This is a genomic window from Mycobacterium hubeiense (assembly GCF_002838065.1).
Classification (GTDB): Bacteria; Actinomycetota; Actinomycetes; order Mycobacteriales; family Mycobacteriaceae; genus Mycobacterium; species Mycobacterium hubeiense.
Map to the genome: position 1 here is coordinate 144,750 of NZ_PIZU01000001.1, position 20,765 is coordinate 165,514.

Here is a 20,765-nt window from a genome sequence, read left to right on the forward strand (position 1 = left end):
GGGTTACACCTTCGCGATCGCGACCCGCACGCCGTCGCCGATCTCGGCGCCGTCGACGGGTTCGCCGAATTCGAAGCTCGTGGCCAGGATTTCGCCCGCGATCAGGTCCCGGTGCGTGCGCGCCCAGTCGGCATGTTGTGGTGGCACCGCCATCACCACCGAAATGCGATCGGACACGTCGAGCCCAGTCGACTTGCGCAACTCCTGCAGTTCGCGGATACGGTCCTTGGCCCAGCCCTCGGCCTCCAATTCCGGCGTGACCGTGCCGTCGAGCACCACCAGCCCGGCGCCGTCGGGCAGCGCCGCGGTGTACTCCGGATCGGCGGCCACCAGCCGCGAGCTGTACTCCTCGGGCTGCAGTACCGCAGGCCCGGCGGTCAGCGTTCCGTCGGGGTTGACGACGCCCTGACCCGCCTTCACCGCCTTGATCGCGGCCTGCACGTCCTTGCCCAAGCGCGGACCCGCAACGCGCGCGTTGACGGTCAGCTCGAAGCGCCCATAGGTCGCGATATCTTCGGTCAGCTCCACCTTTTTGACGTTGAGCTCGTCGGCGATCAATTCGACGAATGGCTCGAGCTGGCGCGGGTTCTCCACCGCCACAGTGAGTTTCGGTAGCGGCAGCCGAACGCGCAATTTCTTGGCCTTGCGTAGCGACGAACCCGCCGAGCACACTTCGCGCACCTGGTCCATGGCCGCCACCAGATCGGGGTCGGCGGGCACCACACCCGCCTCGGGCCAGTCGGTCAGGTGTACCGACCGTTCGCCCGTGACGCCGCGCCAGATCACCTCGGTGACGAGCGGCAGCAGCGGCGCGGCCAGCCGGCCGGTCACCTCGAGCACCGTGTGCAGGGTGTCGATGGCGTCGGGGTCTTCGTCCCAGAACCGTGACCGCGACCGCCGCACATACCAATTCGTCAGTGCCTCGATGAACCAGCGCAGCTGATCGCATGCCCCGGCGATGTCGCAGCGGTCCAGCGACTCGGTCAACGAGTCCCGCAGCTGCGCCAGCTTGGCCAGGATGTAGCGGTCCAGCACGTGCGTCGAATCGGTGCGCCAGGTGCCCTTTTTCGGTGCATACAGCGCCAGGAACGTGTAGGCGTTCCACAGCGGCAGCTGCACCTGTCGCACGCCGTCGCGGATGCCCTGCTCGGTGACGATCAGGTTGCCGCCCCGCAGAATCGGCGAGGACATCAAGAACCAGCGCATCGCATCCGACCCGTCACGGTCGAACACCTCGGTGACGTCGGGATGGTTGCGCAGCGACTTGCTCATCTTCTGGCCGTCGTTGCCCAGCACGATCCCGTGCGCCACACAGGTTTTGAACGCCGGCTTGTCGAATAGGGCGGTGGCCAGGATGTGCAGCGTGTAGAACCAGCCACGGGTCTGACCGATGTACTCGACGATGAAATCGCCGGGGAAATGGGTCTGGAACCAGTCGGCATTCTCGAACGGGTAATGCACCTGGGCGAACGGCATCGACCCCGAATCGAACCACACGTCGAGCACGTCGGGGATGCGCCGCATCGTCGAACGCCCGGTCGGGTCATCGGGATTCGGCCGGGTCAGCTCATCGATGTAGGGCCGGTGCAGATTCGTCGGGCGGACACCGAAGTCACGTTCCAACTCGTCGAGGCTGCCGTAGACGTCGATGCGCGGATACGCCGGATCGTCGGAGCGCCACACCGGGATCGGGGTGCCCCAGTAGCGGTTTCGCGAGATCGACCAGTCCCGCGCACCGGCCAGCCATTTACCGAACTGGCCGTCCTTGACGTGTTCGGGATACCAGGTGATCTGCTGATTGAGCTCGACCATCCGATCGCGGAAGTCGGTGACCCTGATGAACCACGACGACACCGCCCGGTAGATCAATGGGTTTCGGCATCGCCAGCAGTGTGGGTAGGAGTGCTCGTAGGTCTCGTGGCGCAGCAGCACGGCGCCGTTGGCAGCGGCCGAGCCCGTGCCGTTCTTGAGGTCGCGGATGATCTGCGGGTTGGCGTCGAAGACGTGCTGGCCGGCATAGTCGGGCACGGTGTCGGCGAAACGGCCCTTGGCGTCCACGGGCGTGACGGCCACAATCCCCGCCGCCTCCGAGGTCGCCATGTCGTCCTCACCGTAGGCTGGCGACATGTGCACGATGCCGGTGCCGTCCTCGGTGCTGACGAATTCACCGGGCAACACCCGAAAAGCGTTGCGCACGTTGTCTTCATCCATGAAGTAGGGGAACGGCGGCAGGTACCGCATGCCCAGCAGCTGCTCACCTGTGTAGGTGGCCAGAACCTTCGGTTCCTCCCCCAGCTCACGCGCATACGCCGCCAACCGGGCCTGCGCCAACACATAACGCCGCCCGTCCAGCCCTTCGACATGGACATAGGCGATGTCCGGCCCCACCGCCACGGCCTGGTTCGACGGCAGCGTCCACGGCGTCGTGGTCCAGATCAGCAGGTACGAACCGGCCAGACCGCCTTCAACCACCTGGAACCCGACCGTGATGGCCGGGTCCTGACGGGATTGGTAGACGTCGTCGTCCATCCGCAATTCGTGGCTGGACAACGGGGTTTCGTCGTTCCAGCAGTACGGCAGCACGCGGTTGCCCTCATAGGCCAGGCCCTTGTCCCACAGCTGCTTGAACGCCCAGATCACCGACTCCATGTAGCCGGGATCCAGTGTCTTGTAGTCGTTGTCGAAATCCACCCAACGTGCCTGACGGGTGACGTAGTCCTGCCACTCGTTGGTGTATTTGAGCACCGATGCCCGGCAGGCGTCGTTGAACTTCTCGATGCCCATCTCTTCGATCTGCGACTTGTCGGTGATGCCGAGCTGTCGCTGCACCTCGAGTTCGGCGGGCAATCCGTGGGTGTCCCAACCGAACCGGCGATCCACCTTGTAGCCGCGCATGGTGCGGTAGCGCGGCACGATGTCCTTGACGTAGCCGGTGAGCAGGTGCCCGTAGTGAGGAAGCCCGTTGGCGAACGGCGGGCCGTCATAGAACACGTATTCCGGCGCGCCCTCGCGGCGCGCGACGCTGGCGCGGAACGTGTCGTCATCCGCCCAGTAGTCCAGCACCTCGGCTTCGGTCGCAGGGAAGTTCGGTGCGCCACTGGCCGGCTTGGGGTATGCGGTCACTTGCTGCGTGGTCTCCTGTGCCAGGTCCTAGGCACGGGGACGACGTCGCGCCGGTGCGCGAGAGCCGCGGTACCACCCCGCTTGCGCACACGGACGTGCGCGCCGCTCGATTTCGGGCTATGACGGGCCCGCCCGTTCGGTTCTACTGGGCTACTTGAGCTGTTCTTCCGAAGGCTCCCCGGTGATGGCCGGATCGGTGCCGTTGCCATCGATTCTAATGACCGGCGCAAATCCGGTCCGGCGGCGTCGACGTTCGGGCCGACGCTTGTCGGGTTGAGGGACGGCTTCGGACGTCAGCTCGATGAGCGCGAGCGGGAACTGCTCGGAGAACTCCTCGACCGTGTACGGGTTGAACCGCTCGGGGTCGTACCGCCAATCGAGCTGCAACACCCCGCCACCGCGATAGGCCAGCAACTCCAGGGCGTGCTCCGACGCCGGCAGGGCGCGGCCGTATGAGAAGCCGACCTCCGACACCCGCCGCACGGTCTGCGGCTCAACTGGCGCGTCCGTCAGCGTCTGCCGGGTCTCGGCCAGCATCTGCGTCGCGCTCGTCTTGTCGGGCGGGCTGCAGGCGAGCGGCACCGACCGGTCTTGTCCGGGCAGATCGACGACGACCACCCCGTCGCCGATGGTGCGGGCGAACATCCGCCCGAGCGCGGCGAGGAGGATTGCCTCGACCGGAACCCGCAGATTCTCGGCGGCGCCGTCCAATTCGGCGGTCAGGATCGGCGTCAATGGCGCCGGAAGTCTGACCAAGTCAGCGTGTTCCGCGCGGTCTTTCGCACGGTCATGATCGGACACCCGCAACACGGTGCTAGCAAAGTCGTGAGCCAATATGGGGCCAACCCTACGCGCGTGTCCCAAAAATGGGACACTCCTGCCAAAATCGTGACAGTCGTGTCAATTACGAGGGCGAAGGTCTATCGTGTTGTCGTGCCCCGCACCGATGAGAACGGCCGGCAGCTCAAAGCGCTGCTCGACTACCTGCTCGACGGCGACGTCGAGGCAAAGGACATTTACGACGCTCTCGGCGTGTCCAGCAGTACGTATTACCGCAGGATCAAAGAGGACGACTATCCCGACGCCGAGGAACTGCGACGCGTGGCAGACCGGTTCAACCTCAGCTATCCCGATCTCCAGGTCCGCTTCGGCCTGATGAGTCACCAAGAGGTGCGCAGCTATTTCGAGTCCACCGCCGTGTCGGTGGCGACCCGAGCGGTGCCCACCCAGGCGGCGCCGACAAAGCGCAGGCCGCCCAAGCTCTCGGAAATGAAGCCGCGCCAGGACGCTCCCCCGCTGTAACCGACCGTAGGCGCCCCCTAAACGGAGTATGGTTTTCCCGCCGTCGAACTGGGGAGGGACGCCATGGTTGAGCCGTCGGCAGGGGGCAAACGCCACCGCGTCGTCATCATCGGATCGGGATTCGGCGGCCTGCGGGCGGCCAAACAACTCAAGCGGGCCGACGTGGACATCACGTTGATCTCCCGGACCACCAGCCACCTGTTCCAGCCGCTGCTTTATCAGGTGGCGACGGGCATCCTGTCCGAGGGCGAAATCGCACCCACCACCCGGCTGGTGCTGCGCAAGCAACGCAACGTGCAGGTGTTGCTCGGCGAGGTGGAAGAGATTGACTTGCAAGCGAATACGGTCACGTCGCAGTTGATGACGATGCGCACCGTCACCCCGTTCGACAGCTTGATCGTGGCGGCCGGTGCCCAGCAGTCCTACTTCGGTAACGACCACTTCGCCACGTACGCGCCGGGCATGAAGACCATCGACGACGCCCTCGAGCTGCGCGGGCGCATCCTGGGTGCGTTCGAGGCCGCCGAGGTCACCACCGATCACGACGAACGCGAACGCCGTCTGACCTTCGTGGTGATCGGCGCCGGCCCCACCGGCGTCGAGCTGGCCGGGCAGATCGCCGAGCTCGCCGAACGCACGCTCGCCGGGGCGTTTCGCACGATCGAGCCCGAAGAGTGCCGGGTGATCCTCATCGAAGGGGCGGGCGCGGTGCTGCCCCCCATGGGCGAGAAGCTCGGCCTCAAGGCGCAACGCCGGCTGGAGAAGATGGGCGTCGAGATCCAGCTCAACGCGATGGTGACCAACGTCGACTACATGGGCATCACCGTCAAAGACAAGGACGGCACCGAGCGGCGCATCGAGTGCGCCTGCAAGGTGTGGTCGGCCGGGGTCCAGGCCAGCCCCCTGGGCAAGATGATCGCCGAGCAGGCCGACGGCACCGAAACCGATCGCGCCGGGCGGGTCTTCGTCGAACCGGATCTGACCGTCAAGGGGCACCCGTACGTCTTCGTCATCGGGGATTTGATGTCGGTGCCCGGCGTCCCCGGGATGGCGCAGGGCGCCCTGCAGGGCGCCAACTATGCGACCAAGCTGATCAAACGCTCGCTCAAGGGCCACGACGACCCGGCCACCCGGGCGCCCTTCAAGTACTTCGACAAGGGCAGCATGGCGACGGTGTCGCGGTTCAGTGCCGTCGCGCAGGTCGGCAAGCTGGAATTCGGTGGCTTCATCGCATGGCTGGCATGGCTGGTGCTGCACCTGTATTACCTGGTCGGTTACAAGAACCGGCTGACGACGGTGCTCGCCTGGTTCATCACATTCCTGGGCCGCAGCCGCGGCCAGATGGCGATCACCAGCCAGATGATCTACGCCCGGCTGGCCATGCAGCAGCTGGAAAGCCACAAGGAGGCGTTGGCCGCCGTGGAGCAGGCGGAGAGACTGGAACGGGCGAGAGGGGCGTCATGAGCGATCACACCTACCGGGTCATCGAGATCGTCGGCAGCTCGCCCGACGGCGTCGACGCCGCAATCCGCAATGCGATATCGAGGGCCTCGGAGACCCTCCGCGGGCTCGACTGGTTCGAGGTGACGTCGGTGCGGGGCCATCTGCAGGACGGCGCCATCGGACACTTCCAGGTCACGCTGAAGGTCGGCTTCCGGATGGAAGAAGCGCAGTAGCGCTTTGTCAGCCCGCCGCGGGCCTCGGCACATCGAACGGTGCGCCGAAATCGGGCACCGTCCGGTAGCCGCGGGTGCGGGCCCGCGCCGCGTCGCGCCGGATCAGGGCGTTCAGGCCCGCGAAGGCGGCCTGATCCACCACGAACAGCGGGGTCAGCAGGCGGTTGTGAACGAAGCCGATCGACAGACCCGTCGATGGATCGGCCCAGCCCACCGATCCGCCCAGCCCGACATGGCCGAATCCCGCGCCGAACGGCAGCGTGTGATAGCCGAGATGGAATGCCAAGGGCACCAGTATGTTTCGGTCCGGCCGCAGGTCGCGCTTGCCGGTCAGGCCCGCAGCGGTCTCCTTGGACAGGAACTGGGTGCCGTCAATGCGTCCGCCGTTGGCGATCGCCCCGTACATCTTGGCCAGACCGCGGGCGGTGACCAGCCCGTTGGCCGCCGGGATTTCGGCGTCCAGGAACGGGGTGTCGCCCTTGACAACGTCGAGTGCGCCGGGGAAGTACGTCGCGCCGAAGAACGCCGACAGCGGCAGCGCGGCGATCCGGGGCAGCACGCTGGGCAGAACGGAGCCGACCACCGGGACTTCGAGGGTGCCCTGCGGACCCAGGATCTCGGCCGGACGCGTCGGCGCCTCGGCCGGTGGGCGGCCCAGGTGAAGCCCGTCGGTGTTGAGCGGTTCGGCCAGCTCGGTACGGATCAGGTCGCGCATGCCCATCCCGGTCACCGCGCGGGCCAGGCCCGACATCAGCCAGCCGTACGTCAGCGCGTGATACGCCGAGTGGCCGTAGAGCAGCCGGTTCACCGGTGCGGACGCGATCCGCTGCTCCATCACCAGGTGGTTCATCAGGTCGGCCTTGCTGACCCCGTTGAGCTGGGACAGCCCGGCCCGATGCCGCATGACGTCGCGCACCGTGATGTCGGCCTTGCCGTTGGCGCCGAATTCGGGCCAGTAGTCGGCGACCGGGGTGTCGTAGTCGATCAGCCCGCGATCGACGAGGCGATGGATGATCGTGGACGCCATGCCCTTGGTCACCGAAAACACCATGGCGCCGGTGTCCGCGGACCAGTGCTGCGTGCCCGCCCGGTCGGCGTAGCCTGTCCAGACGTCGACGACGGGTTCACCGTGCAGGTACACCGACAGCGCCCCGCCGCCGAACCGGCGACCCGGGAAGAGCTGGGCAAAGCTTCGCAGCGAGCAGGCGAAATTCGAATCCGCCGCCCCTTGAACACCGTGCGGGAGCGCCGCGCTGCGGTCCCGTGTGTGGACGTCCGTCACAGCCATGAATTTACCTGGAACCCCGGCTAATAAACCATGTGTTACCGATCTGTTAACGGCTAGCCTGGCTCGTTAGCCCATCGGCTGGTCATCGACCTTGACGTTGACGCGGACGTCTTCGCCCTCGACATTCGAAACAGTGGCGGTGACACCGATACGAGTGCCGTCAATGGCCGTGAGGATGCACCGCTGCGTTGCCCCGACCTTGGCCGGCACGCCGCCTTCGCACTCCACGCTGCGCGCCTTGGTGCCTGCGGCCGCCTCGAGCTTCTCCTTGGCGAACGACTGCAGCTGTTCCTTAGACATGGAGCGCTCGGTGCCGACCTCGACCTGACCGCTGCACCCTGCCGAGAACACCGTGGCCAGGGCGACGCCGACCATCAGCAGGCTTGTTCTCACTTTGATGTCTGACGTGGAAATGGTTCTAGCCTCTCGAACTCGAAGGGGAGGATGGTTTACGCCATTGGCTTATCGTCGACTTCGGCGTCGAGCTTGAGATCCGTGCCGTCGACATTGGTGACGGTCACGGTCACACCGAGCTTGGTGGCGCCGACCGTCAGGACGCACCGTTGCGTCGCGCCGACTTCGGCGCGGATATTGCCGTTGCAGACGAGCGAATCGGCCTTGCGGCCAGCCATTGCTTCCAGCCGCTCCTTGACCCTGACCTCGAGTTGCGCCTTGGACATCTCAGCGGGTTGAGCCGCGTTCATGGCGTCCCTCCTGCGGACGAATTCCAGGTAGATGACAAGGACTCTACGAACTCTGCCAGTTCACCCTTCGCGGCAGGATAGACGTCTGCGGGTGCACTCAACACCGTCTGCATCAGGTAATCGCCGCTCCCCTCCGTCGGCACAGCCGTCAAGAACTGCGCCTGCATCACCTCGACGTCCCCACCGTCGAGCGTGAGGGTGAATCGCAGCTCCTGTGCATGCTGGCGCGGTGGTGTGTCGGACAGCCTGGCCTCGCGCATCACGGCAAGTTGCTTGGTCCGCCCAGCTAGTCGTCGGCGGTACGCTGCGGCAAATCTCGGCAGATCGGCGTTGCGCACCCGTTGTTCGGACACCGTGATGTTGGTGGTGAAGGGCCTGGCCAAGTCGGCTTGTCGCAGCAGTACTAATGAGGCACCGTCCTCGTGCACCGCACTGGGATCGGTCGAGATCCAGCCGTCAGGAACACGCGCCTGAAACGAAAAGCCTTGGTACGCCACAGGACCCACCTAGAACCCGAAGAACGACTTGACGCCGTTCTTCACGCTGTCGACGACCTTGTCAGGGTCGATCTCGACGCCGCCCGAGTATTTTCCTCCGAGTCCCCACGCGGCACCCAACTCACCACCAATTTTGAGCTTGCCGTCTTCGACGGTGAAGTTGGCGTCCGCGGCGAATCCAGCGCCGGCCCAGCCCTCGACGCCTCCTTCGACCCCGACGCCCGCGATATCAGCGCTGCCATCGAGGGTGACCTTGCCGCCTGCGAACGCTTCGGCGCCGATATCCAGCCCGTTCTTGCCGATGTTTGCATTCACGTCTGCGGTGGCCTCCAACGCAGCGCGGGCATTGCCGCCCAGCGCCGCGGGTCCCCATTCGACGGTTCCGCCCATCTCACCACCAACGACCGTCAGACCGGCGTTTGCACCGGCGGAGAGCCCATCAGACGACAAATCCCAGTCAGCGTCCGCCCCGACGCTGAGCGCCTCGGCACCGATCGACCCTTCAGCGACGATGCCGTTGTCGAATTCGTGCTTGCCGCTCCATTCGTCTTCCCACGCAGACCACTTGCCGTCCTTCTTGATCTCCTCCCAGACGTCGCCGAAGAACTCCTTGACGGGGTCGGTGTCCTTAGCTGCGGTGCGTACTTCTTTGCCGATGATGGAGCCTGTCAGCAGGTCGTCGGTCCGGCCCGCGGCCTCGCGCACTAGGTCGACACTGACCTGGGTTGAGTTGAGCGCCGCAGGCATCAGCATCCTGTATGGCAAGGGCAGCGCGTTCAGGTTTGCGGGCGGAAGAGCCCTGCCGCTTACGGGGTCGATAGTGATGCCCCAGCGGGCCGCGTTGGCCCGCACGATCGCCAATTGCTGTTTGATGTGGACCACTTCGTTCGCGGCTGTTCTCGCCGCCGTCGCGATCCGGGCGGCATCCGCGCCGTGGTCGTCGAGCGCAGTGCGTCGCGTCAAAGTTGCCTGCGCCGCCGCCTGCGACGCGCTGCCTTCCCAGCTATTGAACGCCATAAGCGCTCCCAGTGCGCCGCTGGTCTGGTAAGCCGACTGCGCGCGAGCCGTGCTGGCCTGTCCGACGGCGAGCACCGCATTAGGATCCCACCGATCGATGTCGGCGATTGTCAGCGTCACGGATCAGTTCCCGCTCGACGCGATGGCTTGGCCGGCGGCCCTGATCTTGTCGGCCGCTTCCGCGTCGGCGCGTCGATACCGGTTCGCTGCCTCAACGAACTTTGCGCCGTGGGCGGTCAGGTCGGCGTGTAACGTTCGAGTAGCGTCCGACCAGCTGGCCGCCTTGCGTGTCATCGCGGTGGCGGAATTTCCAACCCACCCGCCCAAAGATGCAGCGATGCTGCCATCACTGCTGGAGAATTGCGTGCGCAGGCTCTCGGCCGCCCGGTTGATCTCCACGCCCGACTGGTGGACGTGTTCCGGGTTGACCTTCATTCGAGCCTCCCTATGGTGCGCCGCATAATAAGTTTGCTGGGATTATCGTAAGGGACCCTGGGCTCAGCATCCTGCACTAGTTTCAGTCGGCGGCGTCCAGGATCTTCTGTGCGGCCAGTGCTGGTGTCAGTTCGCCGTCGCGCACCTGGCGTTCCACCTCGGCGCGGATCTTGCGGACCTGTGGATGGGACAACACGCGGTCGAGCACCGCGTCGCGGACCATCGACCACGTCCAGTCAACCTGCTGAGCGCGGCGACGCGCCTCGAACTCCCCCGCGTCAGTAAGCACCTGACGGTGTTTGAGCACCGTGTCCCACAACTCCGCCAGGCCGGTTCCTTCCAGCGCACTCATGGTGAGAACAGGTGGGCGCCAGAGTGTTTCACGGGGATAGATGAGACGGATGGCACCGGACAGTTCACGGGCCGCCTTCTTGGCCTCTATTGCGTGCTCCCCGTCGGCCTTGTTGACCACCACGATGTCGGCGAGTTCGAGAACGCCTTTCTTGATGCCCTGCAACTGATCCCCGGTGCGGGCCAAGGTCAGGAACACGAACGTGTCGACCATATTGGAGACGGCCACCTCGGACTGTCCGACGCCGACGGTCTCGACGAGGATCACGTCGAAGCCGGCCGCTTCGAGCAGCACGATGGTTTCACGGGTGGCCTTCGCGACCCCGCCCAGCGTGCCGGACGTCGGCGACGGCCGGATGTAGGCGTCCGGGTGCACGGCCAACTTGGCCATCCGGGTCTTGTCGCCCAGGATGGAGCCGCCGGTCCGCGTCGACGACGGGTCGACAGCCAGCACCGCGACGCGGTGGCCCTGCTCGATCAGATACATCCCGAGCGCCTCGATCGTGGTGGACTTCCCCACTCCCGGCACCCCGGTGATACCGACGTGAAATGCGTTGCCGGCGTCGTGCATCAGCTCGAGCAGCAGCTGCTGGGCCTGTTCGCGGTGATCGGTCCGGGTCGACTCGACCAACGTGATCGCCCTCGCCAGCGCGGCGCGGTCGCCGCTGCGCACTGCCGCGGCGAGGTTGGCCACCGAACTCGCCATCTAGTACCCGTCTCCCCTGCTCGTCACCGAGATTGCAGCCACGCAGCAGAAGGTCGAGTGACGTCCTGCTGGAATGCAATTTCGGGGCATCAAAGGTCCGAGCAGTCAGCTCAGGTCGTAGCCCAGCCGCTCGGCCAGCTTGTGCAGCAAGCCGATTGCGGCGTCGGCGATCACCGTGCCGGGCGGGAAGATCGCCGTCGCGCCGGCGGCATAGAGCTCGTCGAAGTCGCCGGGCGGGATGACACCGCCGACCACGATCATGATGTCGGGCCGCCCGACCTCGGCCAGCGCCTCCCGCAGCGCCGGCACCAGTGTCAGGTGACCGGCGGCCAGCGACGACACCCCCACCACGTGCACATCGTTGTCGGCAGCTTGGCGCGCGACCTCCTCGGGCGTGGAGAACAACGAGCCCACGTCGACGTCAAAACCGATGTCGGCGAAGGCCGTTGCGATCACCTTCTGACCGCGGTCGTGCCCGTCCTGGCCCATCTTGGCGACCAGGATGCGGGGCCGACGGCCGTCGGCTTCGGCGAACTTCTCGACCAGCTCGGTAGCGCTCGCGATGTTGCTCACCTTTCCGACTTCGTCGCGGTAGACCCCGGCGATGGTACGGATCTCGGCCTGGTGGCGGCCCCAAACCCGCTCGAGCGCATCGGAGATTTCGCCGACGGTGGCCTTCGCGCGTGCGGCGTCGATGGCCAGTTCGAGCAGGTTGCCGTTGTCCCGGGACTCGGCGGCCCGGCTCAACGCGGCCAGCGCGGAATCGACGGCTTCCGCATCCCGATCGGCGCGCAGCTGCTGCAGTTTGGCGAGCTGCTCGGCGCGCACCCGGCTGTTGTCGACCTTGAGCACCTCGATCTCCTGATCCTCATCGACTTGGTACTTGTTCACGCCGATGACGGTCTGCTGACCGGAGTCGATACGGGCCTGGGTGCGGGCGGCGGCCTCCTCGATGCGCAGCTTGGGGATGCCGTCGTCGATGGCCTGGGCCATGCCGCCGTGCTCATCGACCTCACGCAGATGCGCGCGCACCTTCTCGGCGAGCTGATAGGTCAGCCACTCCACGTAATACGACCCACCCCACGGGTCGATCGGCCGGGTGGTGCCGGACTCCTGCTGCAGCAGCAGCTGCGTGTTGCGGGCGATGCGGGCCGAGAAGTCGGTGGGCAACGCCAACGCTTCGTCCAGCGCGTTGGTGTGCAGCGACTGGGTGTGGCCCTGAGTGGCGGCCATCGCCTCGATGCACGTACGGGCGACATTGTTGAACGGGTCCTGTGCGGTCAGCGACCAGCCCGAGGTCTGCGAATGTGTGCGCAGCGACAGGGATTTGGGATCCTTGGCGTCGAACTGGGCGACCAGTTCGCTCCACAGCAGCCGGCCGGCGCGCAGCTTGGCCACCTCCATGAAGAAGTTCATCCCGATGCCCCAGAAGAAGGACAGCCGCGGCGCGAACTTGTCGATGTCCAACCCGGCGGCCAGCCCGGCCTTGATGTACTCGACACCGTCGGCCAGGGTGTAGGCCAGCTCCAGATCCGCTGTGGCACCGGCTTCCTGGATGTGATAGCCCGAGATGGAGATCGAGTTGAACTTCGGCATCTTGGCGCTGGTGTAGGCGAAGATGTCCGAGATGATCCGCATCGACTCCTTGGGCGGATAGATGTAGGTGTTGCGGACCATGAACTCTTTGAGGATGTCGTTCTGAATGGTCCCGGCGAGCTTCTCCGGCGGCACGCCCTGCTCTTCGGCGGCCACCACATAGAGCGCCAGAACGGGCAGCACCGCGCCGTTCATGGTCATCGACACCGACACACTGCCCAGGTCGATGCCGTCGAACAGCTGGCGCATGTCCAGGATGGAATCGATTGCCACCCCGGCCATTCCGACGTCACCTTGCACCCTCGGGTGATCGGAGTCGTAGCCACGGTGGGTGGCCAGGTCGAACGCCACGGAAAGGCCCTTCTGACCGGCGGCGAGATTGCGGCGATAAAACGCGTTGGACTCGGCGGCCGTAGAGAAGCCCGCGTACTGGCGGATGGTCCACGGCTGGTTCACGTACATCGTCGGGTAGGGCCCGCGCACGTACGGTGCCGCGCCGGGGAAGCTGTCAAGCGGATACCCCGCTTGCACCGCCGCGTCGCGGTCGGCGCCGATGTAGACCGGCTTGACGTTAATGCCCTCGGGGGTGCTCCAGTCAAGCTGATCGGGGGTGTACCCGTGCGCGGTGGCCGCCTCGGCGACGTGCTTGGTGACGGCGGCTTCGGTGGGCGCCTCACCGGTCTTGTCACCGTGCAGTGGAACATCGGCGAAGCTGCCGATTCCGGTCGATACCGTCATGGTCAGGCCCCCAATCTGGTCAGCAGGGACGAAAGCGCTTCGACCGCATTGATTTTCGCGGTCAGGTAGGCATCGGGCTTTGGCGACGCGTCAGCGACGGCTTTCTCCGGCCCGGCGAGGTAGATGTGCGAGACACCGGCCTGGCGTGCCGCGTCGACGACGGCCGCGGAGTCGGTGCCGTACCGAGCGTCGGTGCCGCAGATCACCGCGACGGGTGGCGAGCCGGCATCCGAAACCGCTTGGGCGACAGAGGCGGCATCCACAGTGCCGGGATTGACCGCTTCAATACCACCGGACGCCAAGAGGTTGGTGGCGAAGGTGGCGCGGATGTTGTGCTCGGCCAGCGGGCCGAGTGGCAGCAGCAATGCCCGCGGCCTCGCCCCGGTTTTCGCCAGAAACGCATCGGAGCGGTCCCGCAGCGCCTCGAACGCAGCGCCGTAACGGACCACCCCTTCGAGCGGATCGCCTGGCGGCAGCGGCGGTTCCGCGAGATTCGGGTATTCGTTGACGCCGGTGAGCGCGGTGCGCCGGTGTGCGATGTCATCGCTGCGGCGGCCCGCCACCTCGGCGATCTGCTCGGTGACGTAGGCGCGGGCGGCGTCAAATCCGCCCCGCGACTCGATGTCCTGGAAATGCCGCCACGCCTGCTCGGCGAGCTGACGGGTGAGATCCTCGACGTACCAGGATCCGCCAGCCGGGTCGAGCACCTGCCCGAGGTGGGACTCCTCCAGTAGCAGCAGCTGCGTATTACGTGCGATGCGCCGCGCAAAAGTCGTTGAGAAGCCGGGCATTCCGCCGTCGATGGCGACGTCAAACGGATGCACCAGCACGGTGTCGGCGCCGCCGACGCCGGCGGAGAACGCGGCCAGCGTGGTGCGCAGCATGTTCACCCAGGGGTCGCGTTGCGTCATCATCGGCAGCGAGGTGACGACGTGCACGGGGGCTGCGCCGGCGTCCGGCTCACCGACCACCTCGGCGACCCGAGCCCACAATTGGCGCGCCGCACGCAGTTTCGCGATGGCCACGAACTGGTCGTCATCAGCGGCGAAGCGGAAGCTGATCTGGCGCAACGCATTTGCCACAGAGACGTCACTGTCACCGAGCAGCCGAAGGTATTCGACCGCGGCGGCCACGCTCGCCCCGAGTTCCCATGACGCGCTGGCACCGCGATTGTGGAATGCGGGACCGTCGACGGTGATCGCGCGCACGCCGCCGTCGTAGCCGGTGACCTTCGCGACGGTGGCCACCACGTCGGCCGTGCTCGGCGCGGATTTGCCGCTCAGCGGCGCGGTCAGCGGGTCGGCGCCCAGATCCACCGACAGCCGCGAGCGCTGGTCGTCGTCCAGACCGGTCAACAGCGGCAGCAGTGCGTCGGCGGCGGCGACGTAGTCCTCACCGGCATCCAGGGTCAGCGGGACCAGATCGACAAACACCCCGTCGAGCACGCGATCCACTTCACTAGCCGCGACTCCCCCGTCGCCGATCCGCAGCACGAGCGCGCTCACGCCCTCTGTGAGTGCCAGCAGCACTGCTCCGTTCACGGTGGACGCATCGGCTTCGGGGTCGAAGGGGAACGCCTCGGCCACTTTCCAACCGGACTTGACGTCACGAAGCGCGTCGCCACCGCGGACATACGGCCACTGCCCGGGCAGCGGCGGTTCGGGCAGGGAATCCAGGCTGGTGTAGAGCGGCCGGATCGGAAAGCCGTCGTAGGTGGGCGAATCCAGCAGCCGTTCGGGCTCGTCGGGTAGCTCTGTGGGGTCGCGCCGGGTGCTCTTCGCCAGCACTCCGGCGACCGCGGAGCGCCATTGCTCGCGAGCCGATTCGACCGCACTGGACCCCTGTACCGACACCCGCATCTCCTGTTGTCGCAGCGTGTGACCTACTACCTGCCCATCAGGCTAAATGATCGCGGTCACCGCGGTTTCTGCTGGGCAGCCGACTCGCGAACGCGCTGAAAGCTGTTAGTCGTCGCCGACCCGTAGGCTGGTTAATCGTGAAAGCCGTCGTCAGCACGCTGCGCGCAGTACGCGCCGCCGTGCTCGCAACGGCTTCGCAGCTCCCGCGGCGCAGACTGTTCGCGATTGTCGCGGCGATTGTGATTCTTGTCGCAGTTGCGCTGTTGGTGCCGCTGCCTACCGCCGTGCAGCTGCGGGACTGGGCGACCTCGGTCGGTCCCTGGTTTCCGCTGGCGTTCCTGGCGGCCCACACGGTGGTGACGATCTTTCCGTTCCCGCGCACCGCGTTCACGCTGGCCGCGGGTCTGCTGTTCGGCCCGGCACTGGGCGTGACGATCGCGGTGGTGGCCAGCACAGTCAGCGCGGTGGCCGCTCTGCTCCTGATTCGGGCAGCGGGCTGGCAGCTCAACCGCCTGGTCCGCCATCCGCGCATCGATTCGCTGGACGCTCGGCTGCGCCAGCGCGGCTGGCCGGCGATCCTGTCGATGCGGCTGATCCCGGCGGTGCCCTTCTCGGTGCTCAACTACGCCGCAGGCGTATCGGCGGTGCGGGTGGTGCCCTATGCGCTGGCCAGCCTGGCCGGGCTGCTGCCCGGCACGGCGGCCGTCGTCATTCTCGGCGACGCCCTCACCGGGAACGTCAGCCCACTGCTGTTCTTGATATCGCTGTGCACCGCCAGCGTCGGCGTCGCGGGATTGGTCTACGAAATCCGCAGCCACCGTCGTCATCATCGGGCCCAGGAGACGGCCGAAGACGAACAGGTCGAACCACAAGAACCGCTGCCGGCTCAGAGCTTGCCGAACGCTACCGCCTGGTAGGTCCACCCTGCACCGTTGATGGTGGCCTTCAACGGCGTCTTGAGTTCGCTGGAGTTGAAGCGGTAGTTGTAGACCTCGCCGTACTGTCCGGTCTCAGTGAACGCATATGCAGTCCCGAACGAAACTTCGGTCTTCTGCCCGCGAAAACCGCTGGCTTGCAACGACAATTGCGGCACGCCAGCTTCCCACTCGACCATCCATTCCTGATCCGTCGCACGCACGGTGGTGGTGGGGGGATCGAATCGCATCAGGACCTTGTACGCGCGCTCAAGATGCGCTTTGGCGAAGATCTCGTACCACGAGGCGTCCACGATCTTCCACTCCGCGACCAGATCGACACCCTCGGGCGCACCGCTGCGCACCCCCCACGGTGCAGTGGGCCGATTCAATCCCAAGAGCATGTGATAAAGCTGCTCCGGCGGCACCGGCGCAACGCCGGGATCGGGTTTGCTTGTGCCCTTCAACCTGTCGAGAAAGCCCATGGGTGCAGTAAACACGACTGCCATCGCGCTACCTCGCGAGACGCGCTAGCGATAAATTGAATCGGACCCGGCGGCGCTATGGCCACCCCTACAACGGGTCGCTGACGGTCATTCCGGGATCGCCGCCCGCTCGTCACCCGCTAGCGTCGGGCCCCTTGACCGTCAAGAACGCGAACGTCGCCAACAACCCGGCTGCGGGAATCGCGTTCACGGGTCGGTCTTTGACGCGGACGTGCGCCCCGACGGCGAGCACGAAATAGATCGTCAGCATGAACGTGGTCAGCCGCGCCAGCCACGGGAACCGCGCGGCTGAGAGCAGGCCCACCGCGGAGGCCACCTTCACCACGGGCAGTATCCGGCGCACGCCGGGCGATAGGCCCAGCGTGTCGAACGACTTGGCGATGTAGAGCACCGGGATCGCACACGCCACCGCATCGCCGGCCTGCATCGCGGCCAGCGCAGCGTAGGCCTTGGGTGATGTGAGGACGCTCATGACTCTGCGCGGTGGGTCCCGCCGGACAGCTGCTGGGGCGCCGCCAAACCGCCCTCGACCGGTTTACGCGCATCCGCCTCGGCCTTGGCGACGGCCCGTGCGATCTCCGGGTCGGTCTGAGTGGTGAACCAGTCGGCAACCTCTTCGCTGTCGTCTTCGGGCTTGGGCAGATTCTCGTCCGCGGGTGACGGCTGGTAGCGGAACACGCCGTCATCTCCTTGGACGCCAAGCTGTTTGGCGAAGCCCTGCAACGCCGCGCCGAAGTCGCTGGGCACCAGCCACACCTTGTTCGCCTCGCCCTTGGCCATCTGCGGCAGCGTCTGCAGGTACTGGTAGGCCAGCAGCTCAGGGGTGGGCCGGCCGGCCTTGATCGCGGCGAACGTCTTCTCGATCGCCTTGGCCTGGCCCTGGGCCTGCAGATACGCGGCGGCGCGTTCACCCTGTGCGCGCAGCATCCGGGACTGCCGGTCCGCCTCGGCCGCCAGGATCGCGGCCTGCTTGGCGCCCTCCGCGGCCAGGATCTGCGCCTGCTTCTGCCCCTCGGCCTGTTTGATCGCGGCTTCGCGGCTGCCCTCGGCGGTCAGGATCATGGCGCGCTTCTCGCGGTCGGCGCGCATCTGCTTTTCCATCGAGTCCTGGATCGACGGCGGCGGGTCGATGCTGCGCAACTCGACACGCGCCACCCGCAGCCCCCAGCGGTTGGTGGCTTCGTCGAGCACGCCGCGCAGCGCCGTGTTGATCTGGTCGCGCGACGTCAGCGTCTGTTCCAGCGTCATCCCGCCGACCAGGTTGCGCAGCGTGGTGGTGGTCAACTGCTCCACACCGACGATGTAGTTGCTGATCTGGTACACGGCGGCCTGCGGGTTGGTCACCTGGAAGTAGACCACGGTGTCGATCTGGACGGTCAGGTTGTCCTCGGTGATGACGGGTTGCGGCGGAAACGACACCACCCGCTCACGCAGGTCCACCCGGGCCCGGATGCGGTCGATGAACGGCAGCAGCAGGGTCAGCTGGCCGCTGACGGTACGGCTGTAGCGGCCCAACCGTTCGATCACCGCCGCCTCGGCCTGCGGTATGAGCGCCACCGATTTGGCCACGATGATCGCCGCGAATATGACCAGCACGATCAGAAAGATCAGGCCGGCGACGGCACCTTCCATGGGGGTTCCTTCCGGTTCAGGCGTTCTTCCAGACCACCGCGGTGGCCCCGTCGATCTGCACGACGGTCACGTGATCGCCCGGCTCGTAGACATCGTCATCGTTCAACGGGCGCGCCGTCCAGACTTCGCCGTCGAGTTTGATCTGTCCCTCGTGTCGCGCCACCCGGTCCAGCACCAGCGCGCTCTTGCCTTCGAGCGCCTTGGCCGGCTCGGGCAAGCCTTGGCTGGCCGTGAACCGCCTGCGCAGCGCGGGCCGCACCAGCACCAGCAACAGGATCGACACCACGAGGAAAACCGCGCCGTCGGCCCAGATCGGCCAGTCGAACGCCCAACTCGACCCGGCGGCGGCCAGCGCTCCGCCGCTGAGCATGAGCAGGAACATGTCGCCGGTCAGTGCTTCGGCCCCGGCGAGCACCAGCGCGAGGATCAGCCAGATCAGCGGGACGGGCATGGGGCCAGCCTATCGTGTAACCAGCCGGGAAACCGGTCGCCAATTACACTGCGAGCATCATGTGGTGCCCGAGCGCGACGCTTTCGGTGTGGGCCAACGCCTGGTTGGCCGGTTTCGCCGCGCCCGACGACGTCCTCGACGCGTTATCGCACTGGGCGCCAAGACATTCCGTCACCGCCTATGACTCGGTGGCCGCCGGCCGCACGGGCCTGCCCTGGCCGGACCTCGACGACGCCGGCGCCGTGTCACTGCTGCAGACGCTGCGCACCGCGGTCGGTCCCCAGCAGGTGCCCGCAATCGGAGTGGCGCTGCCGGTGCCGGGTGATGTCCGGGGCCTGCCGGCCGGAACCCAGTTCCAGCGCGACGCGGTGGCCACCGGCGAGGCGATCGTCGTCACACGCGATCAGTCGACCAGCGTCGGGCTGGTACCGGACTTCGAATACCACGACACACAAGAAGACTCGGACTTCGATCCCGAACCTGCTGCCCTGTCGTGGACGGTGTATTCGGCCGCTGGCACGCCCCACACCGAGTACGTCGACCTCGGTGAGGCCGAATACGCGCTGCGTTCCGCGGTCCGTTCGGCCGCCGACGCGCTCGGCGCGCTGCGCGTCGGCTCGACCGGCGTCGACGTCGACGATCCGCGAGCCCTCGTCGAACAGGTATTGGAAACCGGCCGCCATCACCGGGCACCCGACCATGCCCCGACGCGAGCGCTGCGGGTGCTGGAGAACGCCGCTCAGGTCGACGCGATCATCACGGTGAGCTCGGGATTGATGCCCATCGGCTTGCAGTCGTCCTCGGAGGTGCAGATCGCCAGCGACGCACTGCGGCCGCTGACCGGCGTGGTGCGTACGGCGCGGCTGGCTGCGCTCAACGCGATCCTGCGCTCGGCCTGGCTGCGCTAGCCACAGCAGTTCGGCGAGCAGGGTGTGCCGTTGACGCTGAATCCATAGCCGGGCACCGCGTTTGGCCGCGCGACGCGTACGGGTTCCAGACCGAGGCGCAGCTCGTCGATCAAATCGACGACGAGCCGGGCGAATCGCGGGTCCGCGTTCGGGGTCGACGCCCGCGCGAACGCCATTCCCGCTTCTTCGGCCTGTAATCGCAATTCGTAATCGAGATCCCACACCACCTCGATGTGGTCGGCGACAAAGCCGATCGGGCAGACGATGACCGCCTTGGTGCCCTGCTCGGCGAGCCGTGCCAGGTGATCGGCGACATCGGGCTCCAGCCAAGGTATTTGAGGCGGACCGGAGCGCGATTGCCACACATGGTCATAGTCCTGATAGCCCGCGGCTTCGGCGACGAGGCGGGCGGCTTCGGCGACCTGGCGACTGTAGAGGTTGGGCCCGTGGCGCTCATCGGCCGCGACGGGAATCGAGTGCGCGGTGAAAACCAGCCGGGCCTCGCCGGGCACCGTTTGCGCCGCGGCGGCAATGGAATCCGCGAACATCTCGACAAACAGCGGATGGTCGAAGAACTGGCGCAACTTGACCAACTCCGGCGCCCCCGCACCGGCCGCCCGTCGAGCCCGGGCAATGTCCTCGACGTATTGCGTACAGCTGGAGTAGCCGCCCCACGCCGAGGTGGCGAACACCGCGGCGCGTCGTATCCCGTTGTCGCGCATCGCGGCAACAGTGTCCTCGACGTAGGGCTCCCAGTTGCGGTTGCCGAAGTACACCGGTAGGTCCAGGCCACGCGCGCCGAGTTCGGCTTCGACGGCCTTGATCAGTTCGCGGTTGATGCCGTTGATCGGCGAGACGCCACCGAAATGCAGGTAGTGTTCGGCGACGTCGTCGAGGCGCTCCGGCGGGATTCCGCGGCCGCGGGTGACGTTCTCCAAGAACGGCCGCACCTGTTCGGGCCCCTCGGGGCCGCCGAAGGACAGCAGCAGGACGGCGTCAAACTCCACGGCCGGCCCTACCCAACTCGCGAGACTGTAGTTTTCGTGGCCGCTACTCGCACTT

The 20,765-nt window shown here is 66.4% G+C and carries 20 protein-coding genes and 1 pseudogene; 5 read left to right on the forward strand and 16 right to left on the reverse strand.

All coding sequences use genetic code 11. The features are described from left to right. Positions 1–3: 3 nt before the first annotated feature. Positions 4–3,123: an isoleucine--tRNA ligase gene (ileS, locus tag CWS39_RS00635; protein ID WP_102140970.1), complete on the reverse strand. Its 3,120-nt coding sequence runs from the start codon at positions 3,121–3,123 to the stop codon at positions 4–6. A 150-nt stretch (positions 3,124–3,273) separates the two neighbouring features. Then, on the reverse strand, positions 3,274–3,924 hold the full coding sequence (locus CWS39_RS00640) for a hypothetical protein (protein WP_142386783.1): 651 nt from the start codon (positions 3,922–3,924) through the stop codon (positions 3,274–3,276). A 132-nt stretch (positions 3,925–4,056) separates the two neighbouring features. Between CWS39_RS00640 and CWS39_RS00645 the strand changes: the two genes are divergently transcribed. The 3 genes from CWS39_RS00645 to CWS39_RS00655 all read left to right on the forward strand — a co-directional run bounded on the left by CWS39_RS00645 (position 4,057) and on the right by CWS39_RS00655 (position 6,101). After that, positions 4,057–4,425: a helix-turn-helix domain-containing protein gene (locus CWS39_RS00645; RefSeq protein ID WP_102140972.1), complete on the forward strand. Its 369-nt coding sequence runs from the start codon at positions 4,057–4,059 to the stop codon at positions 4,423–4,425. A 63-nt stretch (positions 4,426–4,488) separates the two neighbouring features. Beyond that, complete coding sequence (locus CWS39_RS00650) at positions 4,489–5,889, forward strand: NAD(P)/FAD-dependent oxidoreductase (RefSeq protein WP_102140973.1); 1,401 nt, start codon at positions 4,489–4,491, stop codon at positions 5,887–5,889. After that, positions 5,886–6,101 carry a dodecin gene (locus tag CWS39_RS00655; protein ID WP_102140974.1) on the forward strand — a complete coding sequence of 72 codons (216 nt, stop codon included), beginning with the start codon at positions 5,886–5,888 and terminating at the stop codon, positions 6,099–6,101. Before CWS39_RS00650 ends, CWS39_RS00655 begins: the two co-directional genes overlap by 4 nt. 7 nt (positions 6,102–6,108) lie before the next feature. On the opposite strand, the gene lipL is transcribed toward CWS39_RS00655, so the two are convergent. The 9 genes from lipL to mutA all read right to left on the reverse strand — a co-directional run bounded on the left by lipL (position 6,109) and on the right by mutA (position 15,292). Next, a complete protein-coding gene (lipL, locus tag CWS39_RS00660; protein WP_233213308.1) occupies positions 6,109–7,383 on the reverse strand; it encodes an esterase/beta-lactamase LipL in 1,275 nt (424 codons plus the stop codon). A gap of 72 nt (positions 7,384–7,455) precedes the next feature. Continuing rightward, entirely contained in the window at positions 7,456–7,782 is a 327-nt protein-coding gene (locus CWS39_RS00665; protein ID WP_233213309.1) for a DUF4333 domain-containing protein, read from the reverse strand. A gap of 56 nt (positions 7,783–7,838) precedes the next feature. Next, a complete protein-coding gene (locus CWS39_RS00670; RefSeq protein WP_102140977.1) occupies positions 7,839–8,093 on the reverse strand; it encodes a DUF4333 domain-containing protein in 255 nt (84 codons plus the stop codon). Further along, the gene (locus CWS39_RS00675; RefSeq protein ID WP_142386784.1) at positions 8,090–8,590 is read right to left on the reverse strand and encodes a hypothetical protein; all 501 of its coding nucleotides are present in this window, start codon (positions 8,588–8,590) and stop codon (positions 8,090–8,092) included. Before CWS39_RS00675 ends, CWS39_RS00670 begins: the two co-directional genes overlap by 4 nt. Positions 8,591–8,599: 9 nt before the next feature. Further along, positions 8,600–9,682: a hypothetical protein gene (locus CWS39_RS00680; RefSeq protein WP_142386785.1), complete on the reverse strand. Its 1,083-nt coding sequence runs from the start codon at positions 9,680–9,682 to the stop codon at positions 8,600–8,602. A gap of 48 nt (positions 9,683–9,730) precedes the next feature. Then, the gene (locus CWS39_RS00685) at positions 9,731–10,042 is read right to left on the reverse strand and encodes a WXG100 family type VII secretion target (RefSeq protein WP_102140980.1); all 312 of its coding nucleotides are present in this window, start codon (positions 10,040–10,042) and stop codon (positions 9,731–9,733) included. Positions 10,043–10,124: 82 nt separating this feature from the next. Continuing rightward, a complete protein-coding gene (meaB, locus tag CWS39_RS00690; RefSeq protein ID WP_102140981.1) occupies positions 10,125–11,099 on the reverse strand; it encodes a methylmalonyl Co-A mutase-associated GTPase MeaB in 975 nt (324 codons plus the stop codon). 105 nt (positions 11,100–11,204) lie between these two features. Continuing rightward, positions 11,205–13,433 (reverse strand): methylmalonyl-CoA mutase, encoded by a 2,229-nt coding sequence (gene scpA / locus CWS39_RS00695; protein WP_199177892.1) that lies wholly within the window; start codon positions 13,431–13,433, stop codon positions 11,205–11,207. Between the two features lie 2 nt (positions 13,434–13,435). Next, positions 13,436–15,292 carry a methylmalonyl-CoA mutase small subunit gene (gene mutA, locus CWS39_RS00700; RefSeq protein WP_199177894.1) on the reverse strand — a complete coding sequence of 619 codons (1,857 nt, stop codon included), beginning with the start codon at positions 15,290–15,292 and terminating at the stop codon, positions 13,436–13,438. 137 nt (positions 15,293–15,429) lie between these two features. Between mutA and CWS39_RS00705 the strand changes: the two genes are divergently transcribed. Next, complete coding sequence (locus tag CWS39_RS00705; RefSeq protein ID WP_102140983.1) at positions 15,430–16,209, forward strand: TVP38/TMEM64 family protein; 780 nt, start codon at positions 15,430–15,432, stop codon at positions 16,207–16,209. Here CWS39_RS00705 and CWS39_RS00710 read toward each other — a convergent pair. The 4 genes from CWS39_RS00710 to CWS39_RS00725 form a co-directional block, all read right to left on the reverse strand. Continuing rightward, on the reverse strand, positions 16,179–16,715 hold the full coding sequence (locus CWS39_RS00710) for a hypothetical protein (protein ID WP_233213310.1): 537 nt from the start codon (positions 16,713–16,715) through the stop codon (positions 16,179–16,181). The genes CWS39_RS00705 and CWS39_RS00710 overlap by 31 nt on opposite strands. A 109-nt stretch (positions 16,716–16,824) precedes the next feature. Then, positions 16,825–17,184: a DoxX family protein gene (locus CWS39_RS00715; RefSeq protein WP_102140985.1), complete on the reverse strand. Its 360-nt coding sequence runs from the start codon at positions 17,182–17,184 to the stop codon at positions 16,825–16,827. Further along, complete coding sequence (locus tag CWS39_RS00720) at positions 17,181–18,344, reverse strand: SPFH domain-containing protein (protein ID WP_102140986.1); 1,164 nt, start codon at positions 18,342–18,344, stop codon at positions 17,181–17,183. Before CWS39_RS00720 ends, CWS39_RS00715 begins: the two co-directional genes overlap by 4 nt. Before the next feature lie 16 nt (positions 18,345–18,360). Continuing rightward, on the reverse strand, positions 18,361–18,795 hold the full coding sequence (locus tag CWS39_RS00725) for an NfeD family protein (RefSeq protein WP_102140987.1): 435 nt from the start codon (positions 18,793–18,795) through the stop codon (positions 18,361–18,363). 59 nt (positions 18,796–18,854) lie between these two features. Here CWS39_RS00725 and CWS39_RS00730 point away from each other — a divergent pair, with 59 nt between their 5' ends. Further along, positions 18,855–19,703 (forward strand): hypothetical protein, encoded by an 849-nt coding sequence (locus CWS39_RS00730; RefSeq protein WP_102140988.1) that lies wholly within the window; start codon positions 18,855–18,857, stop codon positions 19,701–19,703. On the opposite strand, the pseudogene CWS39_RS00735 reads toward CWS39_RS00730, so the two are convergent. Beyond that, positions 19,669–20,710, reverse strand: a pseudogene (locus CWS39_RS00735) (ferrochelatase). The gene CWS39_RS00730 and the pseudogene CWS39_RS00735 overlap by 35 nt on opposite strands. Positions 20,711–20,765: the final 55 nt, after the last annotated feature.